We start from the raw sequence: 17521 nt of genomic DNA on the forward strand, positions 1-17521 counted from the left end.
TTTGTGATGACGGTCGACTTTTTTGGCCAATTTGTCTTAATCATCACGACTATTGAATTATTGCAAAATACATGTGTCTATTGTATTGGATCCATGAGTTAGCTAGTGTTATCTAATCAGCATCATAAATAGTTGTCGAGGTATGCGTGAAAAAACTGAGTCAAATCGGGGTTATTGTCAGTGTTATGTTATTGAGTGGGCTAAGTTTGCCCGTGAACGCATTTGTTATCCCGCCTTCTATTCAGTCTCAGGCCGCCACTAAGCTAGTCAATATTCAAATTAAAGCTAAGCAGGGTAATGCAGATGCGCAATTTTTATTGGGTTTAATGTATCTCTCGGGGCGATTTGTTACTCAAGACACAGAACAAGGTTTGTACTGGATTAACCTTGCGGCACAGCAGCAACACATTAAGGCGCAGCAAACCTTAGCTGATTTAGCTTTTGAGGGGCATAAATTATTTCCGCGTGATTTAGCGCTTGCAGAAAAATGGTACCTAAAAATGGTTGAGCAAGGTGATAAGTGGGCTCATTTTCGTTTAGGGTTTATTTATTCTGCTGGTGGCGATGGCGTGGCACGAAATTGTGGCAAAGCCATGGAGCAGTTTTTGGCAGCAGGTGATGCGGTTTCAATGGGGAATGTTGCGTGGATATTAGCCACGTGTCCGGAAGCCGAATATCGAGATGGTTCACGTGCGGTATCGATGTCGCTAAAGTTACTTGAGAATAATAAAAACGATCCCACAGTATTAGATAACCTTGCCGCCGGCTATGCAGAACTGGGCGATTTTACTGCAGCGATAGATACGCAGAAAAAAGCGATTGATGCACTAAAAGATAACCCTGAGATTGTGCGCAGCGATGAGTTTATTTTACGTTTGGAGCAGTATAAAAATAAGCAGGCTTATCGAGAAGTTATCCCACTGATGTAACGCACCAGCCAAACCCTGTGGTTATCTTGTTGTCGCGGGATAGGTAAGGGCTTATCTCGTGCTTGATTATCGGCTTTATTGGGTTTCGTTGATGTGCTTAATGCACTAACAGATCAAAAAGGGGGAATTAGCTCTTCAAGCACATCAACTGCCGTTCTTTCGCTTGAAATCACGATGCCCCTATATTAGTGGTTCTGACTTAAATCAAACTTAATCGAGTTTGATATCATTAAGATTTTGCAGCTCTAAGCGTTTATCCATTAAGTCTTTCACTAATGGCGTCAAAATTAATTCCATTGCCAATGACATTTTTCCACCGGGAACAACCAGTGTGTTGACGCGTGACATAAATGAGCCTTGGATCATGTTGAGATAATAAGGAAAATCAACATTATTAATACCGCGAAAGCGGATGACTAAAAAGCTTTCATCTAGGCTGGGTATGTCTTTTGCGCTAAAGGGGTTTGAGGTGTCCACGGTCGGCACGCGTTGAAAATTAATATGAGTCCGTGAAAATTGTGGCGTCATGTGCTTAATATAATCATCCATACTGCGCACAATCGACCCCATGACTTTTTCACGGCTATGGCCTCTATCGTTTGTATCGCGAATGATCTTCTGGATCCACTCTAAATTAACAATTGGTACCATGCCAATCAGCAGATCGACATGTTTAGCCACATCAGCATCTTCAGTTACCACACCACCGTGAAGACCTTCGTAATAGAGCATATCGGTATTGGCAGGTAAATCACGCCATTGAGTAAATGTGCCCGGCATTTGATTAAATGGCACGGCTTCGTCAAACGTATGCAAGTAACTGCGAGTTTGACCATTACCTGTGTTGCCGTAGCTGGTAAAACACTCTTCGAGTTTTTTGAAATTATTCGCTTCGGGTCCAAAATAACTCAGATTACGATTTTCAGCCTGTGATTTTCTAATTAACACTTCCATTTCAGCGCGAGTGAAATTGTGGAAACTATCACCTTCAACAAATGCGGCATTAATACCCAGCTGTCTAAAAATATGAATAAAGGCAGTTGTAGTTGTGGTTGTGCCAGCACCGGAAGAGCCGGTTACAGCAATAATAGGATGTTTTGCTGACATGTTATTTGCCTAGGTAATGTGTGGACGCGAAAAAACCAGTCACTAGTTATACGGTAATCTTTACCCGTGGGTCAATTATTCAAGGGTAACAATGTGATCATTTTGTCGCAAAATCAGTGTTTTTGTATTGTATCTAGTCGAAAGACGGACGTGAAATGTGTTCCCGTTGCCGAATGGCAATAGACTCATCATCTTCACTGAATTCAACCACTAACTCGCCTTTTTTGAGCGCAAGCTTACATTGTTCTATTGCTCTGGTTAATTGTTGCTCGTTGGCGTCACTAAAACTGCCATCTTCAAGTTGTGATAATAGATACTCTTTTATCATACGTTGAAGTACTTCTTGAGGTAATGAGAGTAACGCTTCATAAGGCACAAGCATGGTGTATTCCTATTAATGACTTAGTGAAGAAGATGGTCCGTCTGGCTCGGTTAGCGTATGTTCTTCAGAGAAAATAAACGCGATGACACGTTGCTCAAGATAAAAATGTGGCTTCCAAGGCCAGCCGCCAGCAATAAATCCCACATGACCACCAAACTCATGTAACTCGTATTCAACCATTGGCGATAATTGATCTTGGGTCGGGATCACTTCAGCGGTCATAAAAGGGTCGTCTTGAGCGTGGATAACCAGTGTGGGCTTAGTTATATACTGTAAATAACCTAGGCCGCTAGCTTGCTGATAGTAGTCATTAACGTCAGTAAAACCGTGTAATGGTGCTGTCACTTTATCGTCAAATAAATAAAAGGTGTTGAGCATTTTGAGCTGCTCTTTTGTGATCGGCATTTGTTCGGTTAAATCTGTAGTATTAATTTTATCGAGCATTTTTTGCTGCAAACGTTTAATCAAAAAACGTTGATAGAGAGTTGAAAAGCCACTCTCCAAGCGTTTGGCACAAGCTCCTAACGTTAACGGTGCTGATACCACTACAGCACGTTCGAGTAAGCTATGTTGCTGAGTGCTACCTTGATATTTTGCCAATACATTACCGCCCAAGCTGTAACCTACAGCATAAAGCGGTGAGTCCGGATAATAGTGTTTGAGTTGCCCTAGGGTATAGGCTAAGTCGTTAACATCGCCGCTATGATAACTGCGAGCTAAGCGATTAGGCTCACCTGAACAACCGCGATGATGATGGACAACAGCTGCCAGCTTGGCTTTTTTGGCTTCAATCAGCATTCTGCGTACATAGTGAGATTCTGTGTTACCTTCAAGACCATGAATAATTACTAAGATAGGCAGGCCATTCTGGGCTTGTCCTAACCAATCTAAGTCGACAAAATCGCCGTCAGGTAGCTCTTGCCTTTGCCGAAATGTTATTGGTTTGGCCACTTTAAATAGGAATGGTAGAATCGTTTGCACATGGGGGCTAGCAGCCCACCATGGCGGAGTGAACAAGGTTTTCATAGACGGAATATTTCTGTAATTGTTTGTGAAAATTTAAACGTATGTTTAAATGTTACTCATGCCACTCTACCACATAAAAAATATAGACAACAATAAACTCAAGGGGAAGTAAATGAAGCGGCGTACCTTTCTCACTGGTGCTTTTGCTGGAACGGCTGCATTAGCATTAGGCGTTAATTTATATTTGCCAAACATCACAACTTCTTCGGAGGATATTCATCACCGTGTATTATTTGGTGTGTTGATCCCGGTATTCCTAGATGGCGCATTACCTGAGGTTCCTAGTCAGAGAGAGCTTGCTATTAATCGCACTCTGGATGCTATCTCACAATCAATTACCCACCTGCCTGTTGAACAGCAGCAAGAGTTGATGGAGTTATTAAATTTACTCGAAGGTCGTTTAGGATTGTTGCTACTCAGTGGCAGTATGACGCCGCTGTTAATGCGAGAACCTCAGCAATTGATCGACATGCTAGAGTTTTGGCGTCATAACTATTTAGACATGTTAACCACCGCTTATGGCGGATTACGTGAATTGATTATGGCAAGCTATTACGCCTGTCCAGAGCATTGGGGAAATTTACGTTATGTAAAACCCACTTTCTTGGTGCCTAACGCGCATTAATCCTACTGTATAGGGAGTATTACCTTGGCCATTATTGATCCTATTATTACTGGTTTAAGCGCGGGTTGGCATCATATCGATGCTAGCACCTTAGCGATTGATCGTCACTTTGACGCGGATGTGGTTATTGTGGGTACTGGTGCGGGTGGCGGTACTGCAGCAGAAATACTCACAGAAGCTGGCTTAAAAGTGATTATGATTGAAGGCGGTGCGCTCAAATCATCGACAGACTTTGATATGGAAGAGCGCCACGCTTATCCTAATCTATACCAGCAGGCTGCTGCGATGAAAACGGCAGATAAAGGCATAGGTATATTCCAAGGTCGTGCAGTAGGTGGTTCAACCACAGTCAATTGGACTACAGCGATTAGAACGCCGGAACAAACATTGGCTTTTTGGGAACAAGAAAAGTCGGTCAAAGGGTTATCTTCGCAAGTGTTACTGCCGTGGTTTGAGTTAATGGAAAAACGCCTCAATATTGAACAATGGCAATATGAACCTAACCGTAATAACGGTGCATTACGCGAAGGTTGCGAAAAATTAGGTTGGGATTACACCGTCATCAAACGTAATGTTAAAGGCTGTTGGAATACTGGTTATTGCGGTATGGGTTGTCCTGTTAATGCTAAGCAATCAATGTTGGTTACCACCATACCCGCAGCGCTTGATAAAGGCGCTACGCTAATTTCACGCGCCAGAGTGATTAAGCTTGAGCATAAAGGTGATAAAGTTGTCGGCTTAACCGCGCAGGCTTTAACGCAAGGCTTAAAGCCCACGTCGGTGAACATCACTTTCAGTGCCAGGCATTATATTTTAAGTGCCGGTGCGATTCATACCCCGACTATTTTAATGCGTTCTAATGCCCCCGATCCGCACAAACAATTAGGCAAAACCTTCTTACACCCTTCATTGTTGTCAGGCGGGATATTTGATGAGCAAATTAATGGCCACAGTGGAGCGCCACAATCTATCTATTCCGATGAATTTGTCTGGCATGATGGCGCTGCTGGAGAGCTAGGTTATAAACTTGAAGTTGCCCCTGTTCATCCGGTATTAATCGCGTCAAAAACTATTGGTTATGGCGTTAGTCATGCCCAGTTAATGGCTAACTTTAACCAAATGCAGGTGACTATTGCGCTTATACGTGATGGTTTCAATCAGCAATGTCCTGGTGGTCAGGTTCGGTTAACTGATAACAGCTTTGCATTAGATTATCCTTTAGGCCAAGGTTTCTGGGATGGTGCTCGTCGAGCATTTTTGTCGATGGCTGAATTACAATTTGCTGCAGGTGCTAAAAAAGTATTACCAATGCACGATGGCTTGTCATTTTTAAACTCATGGAGTGAAGCAAAGCAGGCTATCAATGATGTCGATTTAGGCTTACTAAAAACCATCGTTGCGTCGGCTCATGTTATGGGCGGCTGTGCTATGGGTGAAGATAAAACGCTGTCAATGGTTGATACATTTGGTAATTCACATTACTTGGAAAACTTATCTGTGATGGATGGTTCGGTATTTCCAACCAGTTTGGGGGCTAATCCTCAATTGTCTATTTATGGCCTTGTCGCCCGAAATGCGACAGCATTAGCCCAAAAGCTGACTAAAACGAGCTAACTGAACTGGCTCCTATACCGCTGATAGGTGTTTTTTACATTGATGGCTTGCGGTTGCATAAGAGTCAGCTTGAACATTCACGACTTGATAAAGTTTATCAATCGATGCCATATCTAGCGCTTAAAATATGCCAATAAAAAATCCGTATTACTCGTCGATAGGATAGTAGGCTCAGAGCCTTTGCCTTGCTGAATTGGTGGACTTTTACTGTTATCGACGCTATTAGCTAAAAATTTTGAGTGGGTTTGCCTTTCTGTTGGCTTAATGATGTCGGTAATATAGTGTTATTTTCAAGCTAACCACATTCACTTCGACAAGATTACGATGGAAATTAATCTAAGGTTTAACGTCGCTTAAAAATCAGCTTCAGCTTATTTTATTCCACAATGAAAGTGTTAACGTTTTCAAGGAGGGCGTTTCCCTTGAATGCTTATTGGTCGTTGATGTTATTTTTCAACGGCCTTAAGCTCTGAGTCGAGTTTATACATTTTAACGTTAAGAACCCTAACTTGTTTTTACTGCAAAGCTTGTTCGTTTCGATGAAGAGTCGAGCCTTCGCAAGGCTTGTTTTAGCCCCTATTTGACTCAATCAAAATGTGTTATCGTCTAGCCAATTTAATGCTCAAGGGATTGTTATTAAGTATGTTATTTGAAATGGTTTTTCTCTTCTTTGCAGGTGTTTTTGGCGGCGTTCTTAATTCAATTGCAGGCGGAGGAAGCTTTATTACCTTTCCTGCGCTTATGTTTGTTGGTATACCTCCCATTATAGCCAATGCAACAAATACTTTTGCATCATGTGCTGGTTATATGAGTGGTACTTATGCCTTTCGAAAGGAGATTTCTGCTCATAAAGATGAACTGCTCCTAATCGTAACAATCAGCTTAATGGGCGGGATTACTGGTGCATGGTTATTGCTAAAAATACCTGAAGCAGTGTTTCGAGAGGCCATTCCCTGGTTACTTCTATTTGCTACCGTACTGTTTATTTTTGGTGGGGCAATTAATTTTTGGTTAAAAAAAATGGCATCCCATCACCGGCATGCATCATCCATCGGCGGAGTTTTATTAGCCATAATACTCTTAGGAGTATCGATCTATGGCGGTTTCTTCAACGCTGGGCTAGGCATCATTTCACTGAGCTACTTAGCATTAGCTGGTCACACTAACATCAATGCTATGAATGGGTTAAAGCTATTAATCTCATCGACAATCTCACTCATCGCTATCGTACTGTTCATTTTTAATGATGTCATAGCCTGGTATGAAGGCTCTATTGTGTTATGTGGCACTATCGTCGGTGGCTATGTTGCGGCAAATGTGTCACGCAAACTCCCGCAAAAGCATGTCAGACAGTTTGTTATTGTGGCGAGTATTGCCACCACAGCCTATTTCTTTTTTGATATTTATGCCGGTTTAGACAGTGTTTAAGTATCCAGAATATAACCATTTTGTTAAACAGCTGCAGCGTGGCCTGGTTGAATAAATAGAGGAACCTTTCTGAGTTGGCAAAGAGCTGATCACCCAATTGATGCCCAAAGGGCCTTTCGATGCCAAAAAGTTCGCGAGTGAAAGAGCGAAATCAAGCCAATACAAAGTAAGACGTTGGCATGTAAGCCATTGGAGGAGGTTACTTTTAGGCCAAAATATGCGCTATGATCTATTTGACACTTAGTAGTATAGCTTTGGAGTCTGGAGAAGGAATTAAGTTACATCTATTACCAGTGAATAAGAACCTACGAGGTTAACTCAGCCATAACGCTTTTATCTAAGCCAAATAAACTAAGATAGTGTTGTGTGTTTGTCGGTTCAGGGTTATCACAATCATCAGCATCGATGATTTTACCATCCAGTAAATTCAATTTATGCAATAACATGTATTGAGATTTACGTTCCATAATTAACTCTACTTCGAGCATTTTCTGATATTCGTCGCTGTTTAAATGGGCTTTGGCGATCCGGCGTAAGCCTCGGTAAGGCTGAAGTACACTTGCTTCCCATTGCTCTATGACTTTAGTCAATGTTTCCCAATGTTGCTGCGTTAACATATAACACTGTTCATCGAGGTATTGCGCCAATAATAAAATGTTAATATTGACGTGATAACTGTCTTGTAGATTTATGTAAAATATAGGGTTAATAGAATAACTTTGCTCGCAATTATGCCAAATAGTGTGACTAAAATTTTGGCGATTTAAAGGCTGCGACATACTGTATTCCTTGTGGCATTTGTGGTGTGGATTAACAGCACAAATGCCAATAAAATAATCAAGACTAACCGCTTATTGGAAGTCTTGCTCGATAAGCTCAATTTGTTCTTGAATATCTAACCAATGCATTTCACTTTCATCCATGGCTTGAGTCAGTGTGGTTCGCTCGTTGAGAACGTTAGTCATTTTAGCTTTGTTCTCGGCTTCGTATAAGCTGCCATCGGCTAATTCAATTTCTAATTCAGCTAATCTGGTACTCATTTTCTGTTGCTGGGTTTCTAACTTTACTTGTTGTTTTTTCAGTGGTGATACTTTTTGGCGCAGCTCAGCTTCCATTCTCTTTTGCTGCTTTTTATCAACTGCATCACCGCTGGTGGGCGTTTCTGATTTGTTGTTGGCTTGGGCTAATTTAGCGGCATCAAGTAACCATTGATGATAATCATCTAAGTCGCCATCAAAAGGTGTTACTACACCTTGATCAACTAGATAATAGTCACTACAACTCAATCGTAATAGGTGACGGTCATGTGACACAATTACCATGGCGCCTTCAAATGATTGCAATGCCATGGTGAGCGCGTGGCGCATCTCTAAATCTAAATGGTTGGTGGGCTCATCGAGTAATAATAGGTTTGGACGTTGCCAAACAACTAATGCTAAAACCAGACGCGCTTTTTCGCCGCCCGAAAATGGTCGCACTGGCGATAAGGCCATATCACCATTAAAGCCAAATCCACCTAAGAAGTTACGTAATTCTTGTTCGCGCGCGCCTGCTGGCGCCAGTCTGATCAAGTGTTGCATTGGCGAATCATCAAGGGTTAAAAACTCAACTTGATGCTGAGCAAAATAACCAATATTCAATCCTGGGTTAGGTTGATACTTGCCCGTTTTAGCTTGTAACTGCCCAGACAACAGTTTGATCAGTGTCGATTTACCAGCACCATTTCTACCCAATAAACCAATACGCGCGCCAGGAACAAGGTTTAACTCAACCTGTTTAAGAATCGTATTATCTTCATAACCAATAGAGACATTTTCCATCACTACTAATGGGTTAGGCAGCGCTTCGGGCTCTCTAAAGGCCATTTGAAATGGATTATCTACTTGCGATGGTAATAACTCCGCCATCCGTTCTAGCGCCTTTAAGCGGCTTTGTGCTTGTTTAGCTTTACTGGCTTTATAGCGGAAACGGTCAACAAACGACTGCATATGCGAGCGTTCTTTTTGTTGACGTTCAAAGGCAACTTGCTGCTGGGCCATACGTTCGGCGCGTACGCGCTCAAAAGAAGAGTAGTTACCCTTGTAGTAATTTAATTTGTGATTCTCGACATGAACAATTTCACCGACAATCCCATCGATAAAGTCTCGATCGTGACTGATCAAAATCAGTGTTCCCTGATAGGATTTAATCCAACCTTCTAACCAATACATGGTATCTAAGTCTAAGTGGTTGGTTGGCTCATCGAGTAACAATAAGTCTGAGCGGCATAGTAGTGCTTGGGCTAGGTTAAGACGCATACGCCAACCACCAGAGAAGCTTTTAACCGGATTACTTTGGTCTACATCTTTGAAGCCTAGGCCTGCTAATAACGACCCTGCTCGAGCTTTAATGGCATATCCGCCAATAGCATCAATTTTGCCATGGATAAGCGCAATGGCGTTACCGTTATTCTCTGCTTGAGCTTTCTCTAGTTGTGCCTCTAAATCACGGTATTCAGTGTCGCCATCAAGCACGTATTCTAATGCCGACACATCTAATGCTGGTGTTTCCTGTGCAACAGAGGCGACTTGCCAACCTGATGGGAAACTAAATTCACCTTTATCAAGATGTAAATGACCCAGAATTAAGGCAAGCAATGATGATTTACCTGTACCATTGGCGCCGACAAGGCCTACCTTGTGTCCGGGATAAATTGTCAGTGAGGTTTCATCGAGTAAGGTTTTACTGCCGCGAATTAACTGAGCTTGGCTTATGTTGATCATTAATTACAACTTGATACTTAAGAATAGAATAATGGTGCAGATAATATCGCATATCCGATTTATTTCCCACAATCACGGGACTCATGTGGGCTAATCATGGCAAAATAGGCGTATAAATTGATAAATGCCGTATTGAGTCAACAGCTCATTGTATAAACACTAAGTCGAGTAAATCATGACCAAAATTAAGAAACGTTTTGTTGCAGGCGCTAAATGTCCTAAATGCAGTGCCAAAGACAGTATTTTATTGTTTAAAGAAAATGGGATTGAAACGGTTGAATGTACTGAATGTGATTATCGTGAGCAGCAAACGGACATTAAAGTGCCGCAAAAAACGAATGGCAGCATGATAGGGGTATTTAAACCAGATTAAGCCTGACTAAACATTTTACTCACAACAAACCTCAATACTTTTCAGCCGTTGAGGTTAATTACTCATGTATTCATCTGGTTGTGTTTCAGCGGTTATCTTCATTTTATGCTGATTTAGTACCTTAATCACATCGACGTTATTCTGAGTAAGATCATCAAAGCGATCGTTAATCTCTTGTAATTCTAAGCCATAACTTGGATCGTCTTTAGGCTTAGTTTGCCAAAAGCGTTTGCGATCAAGTTTTTGTATTTCGCTAGCACGTAATATTTCAAAGTAGCTGTTTTCTTGCTTTAGACGATACATTTCACCATCAAGGAGTTGCAGTAACTTCTCTTTAGAAATAGTTTGTTTATTCAGCAGGGCTTTTAATGGATCTTCTTTCAATTCGTGCTTGTCGGAGTCGACTTCGGTGGTAATACCTAATTGGTATTCAATTTTGTGCTGACGATACTCTTGTGGGCAGACGGTTTGGCTGAAAACGACTTTGTCATCCATCATACATTTGTAAATAGTATTGGATTGAGCGGTAAATGCGCTCATGGCGAGTATGATAAATAGCAGTCTTTTTGCCATGCGGCCACACATCCTTTTGTCATCACAATTATGACTTGATATCAGTTGGTTACATTTTCTATGCGAGAGTTTTCGACATTAATTCAATTTAACAACCGACTACCTTGTCTAGCTGCCAATGGTAGTGGCATTTATTGTAAATGTACTACCAGTGTCATTGTATTTTTGCCTGTTACCAAGCCACTTGCTTTTGTTACCCTCGTGTTGGTTTTATTTGTGTTATTTATCTATAACGTTAAGAATATTAGCATATTTTTAGATTAAGCTACACGCAAAATTAGTAACAAATAAACCACAATAAGCGGCAGGAATTTCATACATAGTTGCTATGCTGGCTGATAATATAGCCACATTCATACCGATAACATAATGTTATCGGTTAAATATGGCCCAAGTTTATCGATAAAACCAGTTTTTTGACAATCGAAATTTGAATAAAAAACCATCTTTACTGTTATTTGATGTACTTAAACCGAAAACGGAATGTTTTCTTTGGTGATGATTAGCTGTTTAGTTAGCTTAAGTTACGTGAGAATGACACGTTATCAATTAAGCGAGCTTTACCTAAATAAGCGGCTGCAATAACCACTAAGTCAGTGTCTGTTGCTGTTGCTTGACGTAACGTCTTGGCATTTCTCACTTCGAGGTAATCTGGGGTAAAGCCGGCATTAGTTAGCTGCTTTTTGGCTATTTCAATCGCTACTTCTGTTGATTCGCCGTGTTTAATGGCTTCAACAATAGTATCTAATGCTTGTTTTAACGCTGCAGCTGAGTGTTTTTCTTCTGCGGTTAAATAGCCGTTTCGAGAACTCATTGCCAGTCCTGATGCTTCACGAATAGTGTCAACACCAATCACTTCAATCGGCATGGATAAGTCACTCACCATGGTTTTAATAATCATCAATTGTTGAAAATCTTTACGACCGAATAAGGCGATATCTGGTTGGACAATATTAAACAGTTTGGTCACTATGGTTGCCACGCCACGAAAATGTCCAGGACGGCTTGCTCCACACAGTTGATCGCCAATGTCGGGTACTTCAACAAATGTTTGTTGTGCTAAACCGTTGGGATAGATTATCTCAGGCGTTGGGGTAAATAATATTTCTGTTCCGGCAGCCATCAGCTTATCACTGTCTTGTTCTAATGTACGTGGGTACCCGTCCAAGTCTTCGTTAGCGCTAAACTGCATTGGATTAACAAAAATAGATACCACCACATGATCTGCACGCTTTTTAGCTTCATTCACTAAGGTGATGTGGCCTTGGTGTAAGTTACCCATTGTTGGCACGAAGGCAACGGTTTCGCCTTTACGACGCCAAGCATTTACATGTTCGCGAATAGTTGAAATAGCAGCAGTGGTAATCATTTTCTGTTGAAACCTTAATAAAAACAATGTCGTTAATTGATGTACATTCAATGGCTCGTTAAAGGAGCAACTAAATCATTAGTTAAATGTATGCTCTTCGGCAGGGAAGCTACCGTTAGCGACTTCATCAATATAAGCTTTGATTGCTGAGCGGATCTCGCCAGTTTGTTTGAGGTAGTTTTTAGAAAAACGTGGGATATAACCACTGGAAATGCCTAATACATCATGCATTACCAAGATTTGGCCGTCAGTGTCTGCTCCAGCACCAATCCCAATAACCGGAATGGTCAGTGCTTCAGTAATGGCTTTAGCAAGCGATGCAGGAATACATTCAACCACTAATAATTGCGCACCAGCTGCTTGTATTGCTTTGGCTTCATCTAAAATACGCTGGGCATTATCAGCATCACGACCTTGCACTTTAAAGCCGCCAAATACGTTGACCGATTGTGGGGTTAATCCTAAGTGGGCACAGACTGGAATACCACGCTCGGTTAACATTTTTACGCTTTCAAGTAACCAATGACCGCCTTCTAATTTAACCATGCTGGCACCAGCTTGCATAAGAATTGCCGCGTTAGTCATGGTTTGTTCTGGGGTGGCGTAACTCATAAATGGCATATCTGCGATCAGTAATGCGCGCGAAATCCCCCGTTTAACACAAGCTGTATGATAAGCAATATCGGCAGTCGTAACGGGCAAGGTGTCGTCATGGCCTTGAAGTACCATACCGAGTGAGTCGCCCACTAAAAGTACATCCACACCTTCGCTGTCAAATGCGCTGGCAAAACTCGCGTCATAAGCTGTTAATGCGGTGAACTTTTTACCTTCTTGTTTGAACTTGATCAGGGTAGAGCTGGTGACTTTTGACATAGTAGACTCTTAAAACAATATTGAAATACTAAAAGCTGAGCTTAATGTGCTGTGCATTAATATCAACTTTAATCGATAAGCTTTTGCAATTCATCACGCATTGTCACACTAATAAGACTTTCAAGGCTTGTGTTACAAGGCAGTGTCAAAGTGGGTGCAATGTCTGCTAATGGTACTAACACAAAACTACGTTGTTTCATGCCGTAGTGAGGCACGCAAAGACGAGGTTGGTTTATGTGTTGTGTACCATACAATAACAAATCTAAATCTAAGGTACGAGGTCCCCAGCGTTCGAGACGCAAACGTCCTTGTTGTTGCTCGATATCTTGTAAAGCATCGAGCAATTCAATCGGCAATAGCTCGGTTTGAAACCCTGCTACAGCATTGACATAATCGGGTTGTATCACATCGCCCATAGGTTTAGAGCGGTAATAAGCTGACACCGTCAAGGTGTTATTAAGTGCTAATGTTTTGAGCGCCGTTACAGCAACATCGAGTTGTTGTACCGGCTCTGCTAAATTTGCGCCCAAGGCGACATACACTTGCACCGCCATGGTGGTTACTCTTCTGCAGGCTTGGCAGCGGGTTTTCGACGACGTTTGCGCTGTGGTGCATTTCGATTGCGAGTATTACTGCCTTTGATGCTTTTGGCGATATCACTGCGATCAGTTTCATCGGCTTCAACAAACGCTTGCCACCAATCCGCTATCTTGGCGGTATTACCCGCTTCAACTTCACCGCGCAGTAGCAGCAAATCATAAGCGGCTCTAAATTTCGGGTGCTCTAGCAGTTTAAAGGCACGGGTGCCTTGACCACGTTCTAAGCGCAGTTGTAATTGCCAAATGTCACGTGCTGGAGTACTAAAACGACGTGGTAAGCTAATGGTTAAACACTGTTTCTCAAGCACATCACCCATAGCTGCAACATAGGCATCGTAATGCGTTAGGCCACTTTCAATCGCGATATCATCTGCGCGTTGTTTAACTGGGTACCATAATATTGCGGCAAAGAAAAATGCTGGCGTAACGGTTTTATCTTCACTGACTCGTAGGTCAGTATTACGCATAACGGTTTGCAGCATTTTAGCTGTATGACCTTTAGGCGACTCTTCAATCAGGGCACTCACTTGTGGGAACAGCGGAGCAAATAAACCAAAATCTTGCATCATGTGGTAATTCGCTTCGGCTTTACCGGCAAAGAATAATTTCAATACTTCTTCATACATGCGCGCCGCGGGAATATCACCTAATAGTGGTGCGAGTGCTTTGATAGGATCGGCGGTAACGGCGTCGATTTGCATATCAAGTTTAGTCGCAAAACGAACGGCTCGAAGCATGCGCACCGGATCTTCACGATAACGGGTATCTGGATCGCCGATAAGTTTTATCTTGCGTGCATTAAGATCGTTTATTCCACCGCCATAACTGCGAATAGAGTAGTCGCTAATGTCGTAGTAGAGTGCATTGATAGTGAAGTCACGACGTTCAGCATCTTCATCTATCTCACCATAAACGTTATCACGTAATAAACGACCTTCAGCGTTTGATTTCGATACTTTGTCATTGCTTTCACTGTGGTGACCGCGGAACGTGGCAACCTCAATAACATCACGACCAAAAACGATATGTGCCAGTCTAAAGCGACGGCCAACTAAACGACAGTTGCGAAATAACTTTTTAATATCATCTGGGGTAGCATTCGTCGCTACATCAAAGTCTTTTGGTTCTATGCCAAGCAGAATATCGCGAACACCACCGCCGACTAAATAGGCTTTGTAGCCCGATTTATTCAGACGATAAAGTACTTTAAGTGCATTTTCACTAATTTGGCGACGTGAAATTGAGTGACCATCTCTGGAGATAATATCCAGACGTAAGCCATCTTCTTGAATTGGCTCTTCAAGGACTGGAGCTACTTTGTTGTTTTCAAATAGCTGTTTACAGAATTGGCTAATACGGCGAAAAATAATACACCTCGGGATGCTAGAATAATTTGATTAAAAATCTGGCGGGTATAATACATTAAATGTGACTGAATGAGTATACGTACAGTGGCGCTAAAAAGGGCTTAATGCAATAACTCGTCATGGTAATGATGATACCTAGTCGTTTCTAGTCGATATGATAATTTCTTTTTGTGCAGGAATCGCACTGAGATCAAATTGTGCTACTGCCTGCTTAAGCATCACATCAACTGCATCAATATCCACTGTTTGTTGACCTAAAAATGTCAGCGCGGCGTTGATACTGGCTTGAGGGTGGACGATATCGATGGCAGAGGCATGATTCTGCTTTGATAATTTAAAGCCTTTTTGTGTGCAGACTAAAGGTAAATGTAACCAATCAGGTGACGGAAAATTCAATTGAGTAAACAAGCTTATTTGGCGGCAACTTGCTTCAAGTAAATCACAGCCCCTAACCACTTCAGTAATACCTTGATAAGCATCATCAAGCACCACGGCGAGCTGGTATGCGAACAAACCATCGCTACGTTTAATGATAAAGTCTTCATCAGCGAAGGCTTTATCAACCATCACATGACCTTGCAGTTGATCAACAAAGTGGTCCATTTTAACTTGGTTACGAATCCGAATTGCACCCTGGGTCAGCCGTGGTGTCAATCGCCCACATCGGCCATCGTACACTCCGCCACTGGTTTGAATAATTTTACGTGTGCATTGGCAATAATAACCCGCATCACTTTCGATAAGCGCATCAATCTGATCTTGATATACTTGATGTCGTTGATGCTGATATAGCACGCTACCATGCCAATGTAAGCCATAGGCATCAAGTGTGCGGAGGATATTGTCGCTGGCACCGGGTACTTCTCTAGGAGGATCGATATCTTCTATGCGGACCAGCCATTGGCCTTTAAGACTATGCGCACGCAGATAACTGCCTAATGCCGCAATGAGTGAACCAAAATGCAGTGAGCCTGACGGGGATGGCGCAAAACGGCCAATATACGATGGGGTGATCATGTTATTTTGTAGCGTAGTCTTAATTAACATCGCTGTGCCATTATCTTCTGTCAAAGTGACAACACTCTAGCGCGGGTAACCAATTAAATGAGTGGCGTGTTTTATTGATGAATAAAATAAAACAAAAGGGCGAGATAATCTCGCCCTTCTTCGATAGCGGATTAACCCGCCATTTGTTTTTCTTTTATTTCAGCTAGCGTTTTACAGTCGATACACTGATCGGCTGTTGGACGGGCTTCAAGTCGACGGATACCAATTTCTACACCACATGAGAAGCAGAAACCAAAATCATCTTCTTTGATCAGCTGTAAGGTCTTTTCAATCTTTTTGATCAATTTACGTTCTCTGTCACGAGCGCGTAATTCTAAGCTGAATTCTTCTTCTTGTGCTGCACGGTCGACAGGATCAGGAAAGTTTGCAGCTTCATCTTGCATGTGAGTTAACGTACGGTCGACTTCTTCACGCAATTGGTTACGCCATGCTTCGAGGATCAATGTAAAGTGACCACGTTGCTTGGTATTCATATACTCTTCACCAGCCGATTCCTGGTAAGGATCTACTCCAGCGATAGCGAGTACGCCAAGTTTTTTCGTGCCTTGAGGCATAACGCATCTCCTGTAATCATTTGCGTTTAAGGACGTCTTAAATTTATGGCCGCTATCTATACCAGAAACTCTATAGCGTGGCAAATTTTTTACATGTATTTGAGCTTTATATTTTTATCTATACGACCACATTACAAGAATCGGTGATGGAACTTGCTTGCGGTGAAAGTGCTGTTTTATAGGCTAGCACTTCAACGCCATGTTCCATGGCTTGTTGAAGTAAGTCTGCGTATTGCGGATCAATATGGCGCGCGGGTTGAACAGTGGTTATGCCACTGTGTTGTACCACAAATAATAATACCGCTCGATGACCTAGAGTGACCATATGCATCAATTCTCTAAGATGCTTTTGCCCCCGAGTGGTAACGGCATCAGGAAAATAACCTATGTGTTGTTCTAAAAGGGTGCAACTCTTCACTTCGATATAGCAATCTGCTCGATTAGGGCTGGTGAGCAATATATCGATTCGGCTATTTTCACTGCCATACTTCACTTCACGTTTTAGATGCTCATAACCTAACAGTTCCGAAATCACTTGCCTCTTTATGGCATCTTCGGCAAGAGCATTGGCACGTCCTGTGTTAATCCCGATAAGGTGCTGCTGATCGGTTTGCATCAATTCCCAGGTGTGGGCGTATTTACGTTTTGGATTGTCTGAGGTAGAAAACCACACCGTCTCACCAGGAAATAAGCAATTTTTCATTGAACCAGTATTAGGACAATGAATGGTGATCTGTTCGCCATTGGCAAGCATGATGTCGGCAAGAAAACGCTTATAACGTTTAATTAATATGCCAGATTCTAATTCGGGGATAAATTTCATCCATGACCCAAGTGTTGAGTTGATTTACAACAATGCTAACAAACTTTAG

General features: G+C 42.0%; 18 protein-coding genes. 5 read left to right on the forward strand and 13 right to left on the reverse strand.

The annotated features are described in order from the left end of the window. Positions 1–185 precede the first annotated feature (185 nt). Complete coding sequence (locus tag ACED29_RS07285; RefSeq protein ID WP_182741076.1) at positions 186–929, forward strand: tetratricopeptide repeat protein; 744 nt, start codon at positions 186–188, stop codon at positions 927–929. Positions 930–1139: 210 nt separating this feature from the next. Here the strand turns inward: ACED29_RS07285 and ACED29_RS07290 are convergent, their stop codons facing one another. The 3 genes from ACED29_RS07290 to ACED29_RS07300 form a co-directional block, all read right to left on the reverse strand. Continuing rightward, positions 1140–2036 carry a phosphoribulokinase gene (locus ACED29_RS07290; protein WP_124018330.1) on the reverse strand — a complete coding sequence of 299 codons (897 nt, stop codon included), beginning with the start codon at positions 2034–2036 and terminating at the stop codon, positions 1140–1142. 133 nt (positions 2037–2169) lie between these two features. Continuing rightward, positions 2170–2418 (reverse strand): YheU family protein, encoded by a 249-nt coding sequence (locus ACED29_RS07295; protein WP_124018331.1) that lies wholly within the window; start codon positions 2416–2418, stop codon positions 2170–2172. 12 nt (positions 2419–2430) lie between these two features. After that, entirely contained in the window at positions 2431–3444 is a 1014-nt protein-coding gene (locus ACED29_RS07300; RefSeq protein WP_371697369.1) for a hydrolase, read from the reverse strand. Positions 3445–3556: 112 nt separating this feature from the next. Between ACED29_RS07300 and ACED29_RS07305 the strand changes: the two genes are divergently transcribed. The 3 genes from ACED29_RS07305 to ACED29_RS07315 all read left to right on the forward strand — a co-directional run bounded on the left by ACED29_RS07305 (position 3557) and on the right by ACED29_RS07315 (position 7111). Further along, the gene (locus ACED29_RS07305) at positions 3557–4069 is read left to right on the forward strand and encodes a TAT leader-containing periplasmic protein (RefSeq protein WP_124018333.1); all 513 of its coding nucleotides are present in this window, start codon (positions 3557–3559) and stop codon (positions 4067–4069) included. Positions 4070–4093: 24 nt separating this feature from the next. Further along, on the forward strand, positions 4094–5683 hold the full coding sequence (locus ACED29_RS07310) for a GMC family oxidoreductase N-terminal domain-containing protein (protein ID WP_371697370.1): 1590 nt from the start codon (positions 4094–4096) through the stop codon (positions 5681–5683). Positions 5684–6325: 642 nt separating this feature from the next. Beyond that, positions 6326–7111, forward strand: a complete 786-nt coding sequence (locus ACED29_RS07315) for a sulfite exporter TauE/SafE family protein (protein WP_124018337.1) — start codon at positions 6326–6328, stop codon at positions 7109–7111. Between the two features lie 305 nt (positions 7112–7416). On the opposite strand, the gene ACED29_RS07320 is transcribed toward ACED29_RS07315, so the two are convergent. Continuing rightward, positions 7417–7890 carry a TIGR02444 family protein gene (locus ACED29_RS07320; protein WP_182722337.1) on the reverse strand — a complete coding sequence of 158 codons (474 nt, stop codon included), beginning with the start codon at positions 7888–7890 and terminating at the stop codon, positions 7417–7419. A gap of 72 nt (positions 7891–7962) precedes the next feature. Further along, positions 7963–9873, reverse strand: coding sequence for an ABC transporter ATP-binding protein (locus tag ACED29_RS07325; RefSeq protein ID WP_371697371.1), 1911 nt, complete (start codon positions 9871–9873; stop codon positions 7963–7965). A 175-nt stretch (positions 9874–10048) separates the two neighbouring features. Between ACED29_RS07325 and ACED29_RS07330 the strand changes: the two genes are divergently transcribed. Continuing rightward, positions 10049–10246 carry a YheV family putative zinc ribbon protein gene (locus ACED29_RS07330; protein ID WP_165870192.1) on the forward strand — a complete coding sequence of 66 codons (198 nt, stop codon included), beginning with the start codon at positions 10049–10051 and terminating at the stop codon, positions 10244–10246. 54 nt (positions 10247–10300) lie between these two features. On the opposite strand, the gene ACED29_RS07335 is transcribed toward ACED29_RS07330, so the two are convergent. From ACED29_RS07335 to sfsA, 8 genes are all read right to left on the reverse strand, one after another. Then, complete coding sequence (locus tag ACED29_RS07335; protein WP_182696691.1) at positions 10301–10819, reverse strand: DUF4124 domain-containing protein; 519 nt, start codon at positions 10817–10819, stop codon at positions 10301–10303. A gap of 514 nt (positions 10820–11333) precedes the next feature. Beyond that, entirely contained in the window at positions 11334–12188 is an 855-nt protein-coding gene (panC, locus tag ACED29_RS07340; protein ID WP_273057913.1) for a pantoate--beta-alanine ligase, read from the reverse strand. A 78-nt stretch (positions 12189–12266) separates the two neighbouring features. Beyond that, positions 12267–13061, reverse strand: a complete 795-nt coding sequence (gene panB, locus ACED29_RS07345; protein ID WP_182696690.1) for a 3-methyl-2-oxobutanoate hydroxymethyltransferase — start codon at positions 13059–13061, stop codon at positions 12267–12269. A 68-nt stretch (positions 13062–13129) separates the two neighbouring features. After that, positions 13130–13615 carry a 2-amino-4-hydroxy-6-hydroxymethyldihydropteridine diphosphokinase gene (gene folK / locus ACED29_RS07350; RefSeq protein WP_347690705.1) on the reverse strand — a complete coding sequence of 162 codons (486 nt, stop codon included), beginning with the start codon at positions 13613–13615 and terminating at the stop codon, positions 13130–13132. Positions 13616–13620: 5 nt separating this feature from the next. Then, positions 13621–14922 (reverse strand): polynucleotide adenylyltransferase PcnB, encoded by a 1302-nt coding sequence (gene pcnB, locus ACED29_RS07355; RefSeq protein ID WP_182722431.1) that lies wholly within the window; start codon positions 14920–14922, stop codon positions 13621–13623. A gap of 240 nt (positions 14923–15162) precedes the next feature. Continuing rightward, the gene (gluQRS, locus tag ACED29_RS07360; protein WP_371697372.1) at positions 15163–16074 is read right to left on the reverse strand and encodes a tRNA glutamyl-Q(34) synthetase GluQRS; all 912 of its coding nucleotides are present in this window, start codon (positions 16072–16074) and stop codon (positions 15163–15165) included. Positions 16075–16205: 131 nt separating this feature from the next. Next, positions 16206–16649 (reverse strand): RNA polymerase-binding protein DksA, encoded by a 444-nt coding sequence (gene dksA, locus ACED29_RS07365; protein WP_011638715.1) that lies wholly within the window; start codon positions 16647–16649, stop codon positions 16206–16208. A gap of 118 nt (positions 16650–16767) precedes the next feature. Continuing rightward, a complete protein-coding gene (sfsA, locus tag ACED29_RS07370) occupies positions 16768–17472 on the reverse strand; it encodes a DNA/RNA nuclease SfsA (protein WP_182755321.1) in 705 nt (234 codons plus the stop codon). Positions 17473–17521: the final 49 nt, after the last annotated feature.

Source organism: Shewanella sp. 5S214 (assembly GCF_041439795.1).
Taxonomy (GTDB): Bacteria; Pseudomonadota; Gammaproteobacteria; order Enterobacterales; family Shewanellaceae; genus Shewanella; species Shewanella vesiculosa.

Bases quoted from the DNA above. Each gene is read 5' to 3' on its own strand.
- ACED29_RS07285 (WP_182741076.1), top strand. From the start codon at position 186: ATGTTATTGAGTGGGCTAAGTTTGCCCGTGAACGCATTTGTTATCCCG.
- ACED29_RS07290 (WP_124018330.1), bottom strand. From the start codon at position 2,036: ATGTCAGCAAAACATCCTATTATTGCTGTAACCGGCTCTTCCGGTGCT.
- ACED29_RS07295 (WP_124018331.1), bottom strand. From the start codon at position 2,418: ATGCTTGTGCCTTATGAAGCGTTACTCTCATTACCTCAAGAAGTACTT.
- ACED29_RS07300 (WP_371697369.1), bottom strand. From the start codon at position 3,444: ATGAAAACCTTGTTCACTCCGCCATGGTGGGCTGCTAGCCCCCATGTG.
- ACED29_RS07305 (WP_124018333.1), top strand. From the start codon at position 3,557: ATGAAGCGGCGTACCTTTCTCACTGGTGCTTTTGCTGGAACGGCTGCA.
- ACED29_RS07315 (WP_124018337.1), top strand. From the start codon at position 6,326: ATGTTATTTGAAATGGTTTTTCTCTTCTTTGCAGGTGTTTTTGGCGGC.
- ACED29_RS07320 (WP_182722337.1), bottom strand. From the start codon at position 7,890: ATGTCGCAGCCTTTAAATCGCCAAAATTTTAGTCACACTATTTGGCAT.
- ACED29_RS07325 (WP_371697371.1), bottom strand. From the start codon at position 9,873: ATGATCAACATAAGCCAAGCTCAGTTAATTCGCGGCAGTAAAACCTTA.
- ACED29_RS07330 (WP_165870192.1), top strand. From the start codon at position 10,049: ATGACCAAAATTAAGAAACGTTTTGTTGCAGGCGCTAAATGTCCTAAA.
- ACED29_RS07335 (WP_182696691.1), bottom strand. From the start codon at position 10,819: ATGGCAAAAAGACTGCTATTTATCATACTCGCCATGAGCGCATTTACC.
- panC (WP_273057913.1), bottom strand. From the start codon at position 12,188: ATGATTACCACTGCTGCTATTTCAACTATTCGCGAACATGTAAATGCT.
- panB (WP_182696690.1), bottom strand. From the start codon at position 13,061: ATGTCAAAAGTCACCAGCTCTACCCTGATCAAGTTCAAACAAGAAGGT.
- folK (WP_347690705.1), bottom strand. From the start codon at position 13,615: ATGGCGGTGCAAGTGTATGTCGCCTTGGGCGCAAATTTAGCAGAGCCG.
- gluQRS (WP_371697372.1), bottom strand. From the start codon at position 16,074: ATGTTAATTAAGACTACGCTACAAAATAACATGATCACCCCATCGTAT.
- dksA (WP_011638715.1), bottom strand. From the start codon at position 16,649: ATGCCTCAAGGCACGAAAAAACTTGGCGTACTCGCTATCGCTGGAGTA.
- sfsA (WP_182755321.1), bottom strand. From the start codon at position 17,472: ATGAAATTTATCCCCGAATTAGAATCTGGCATATTAATTAAACGTTAT.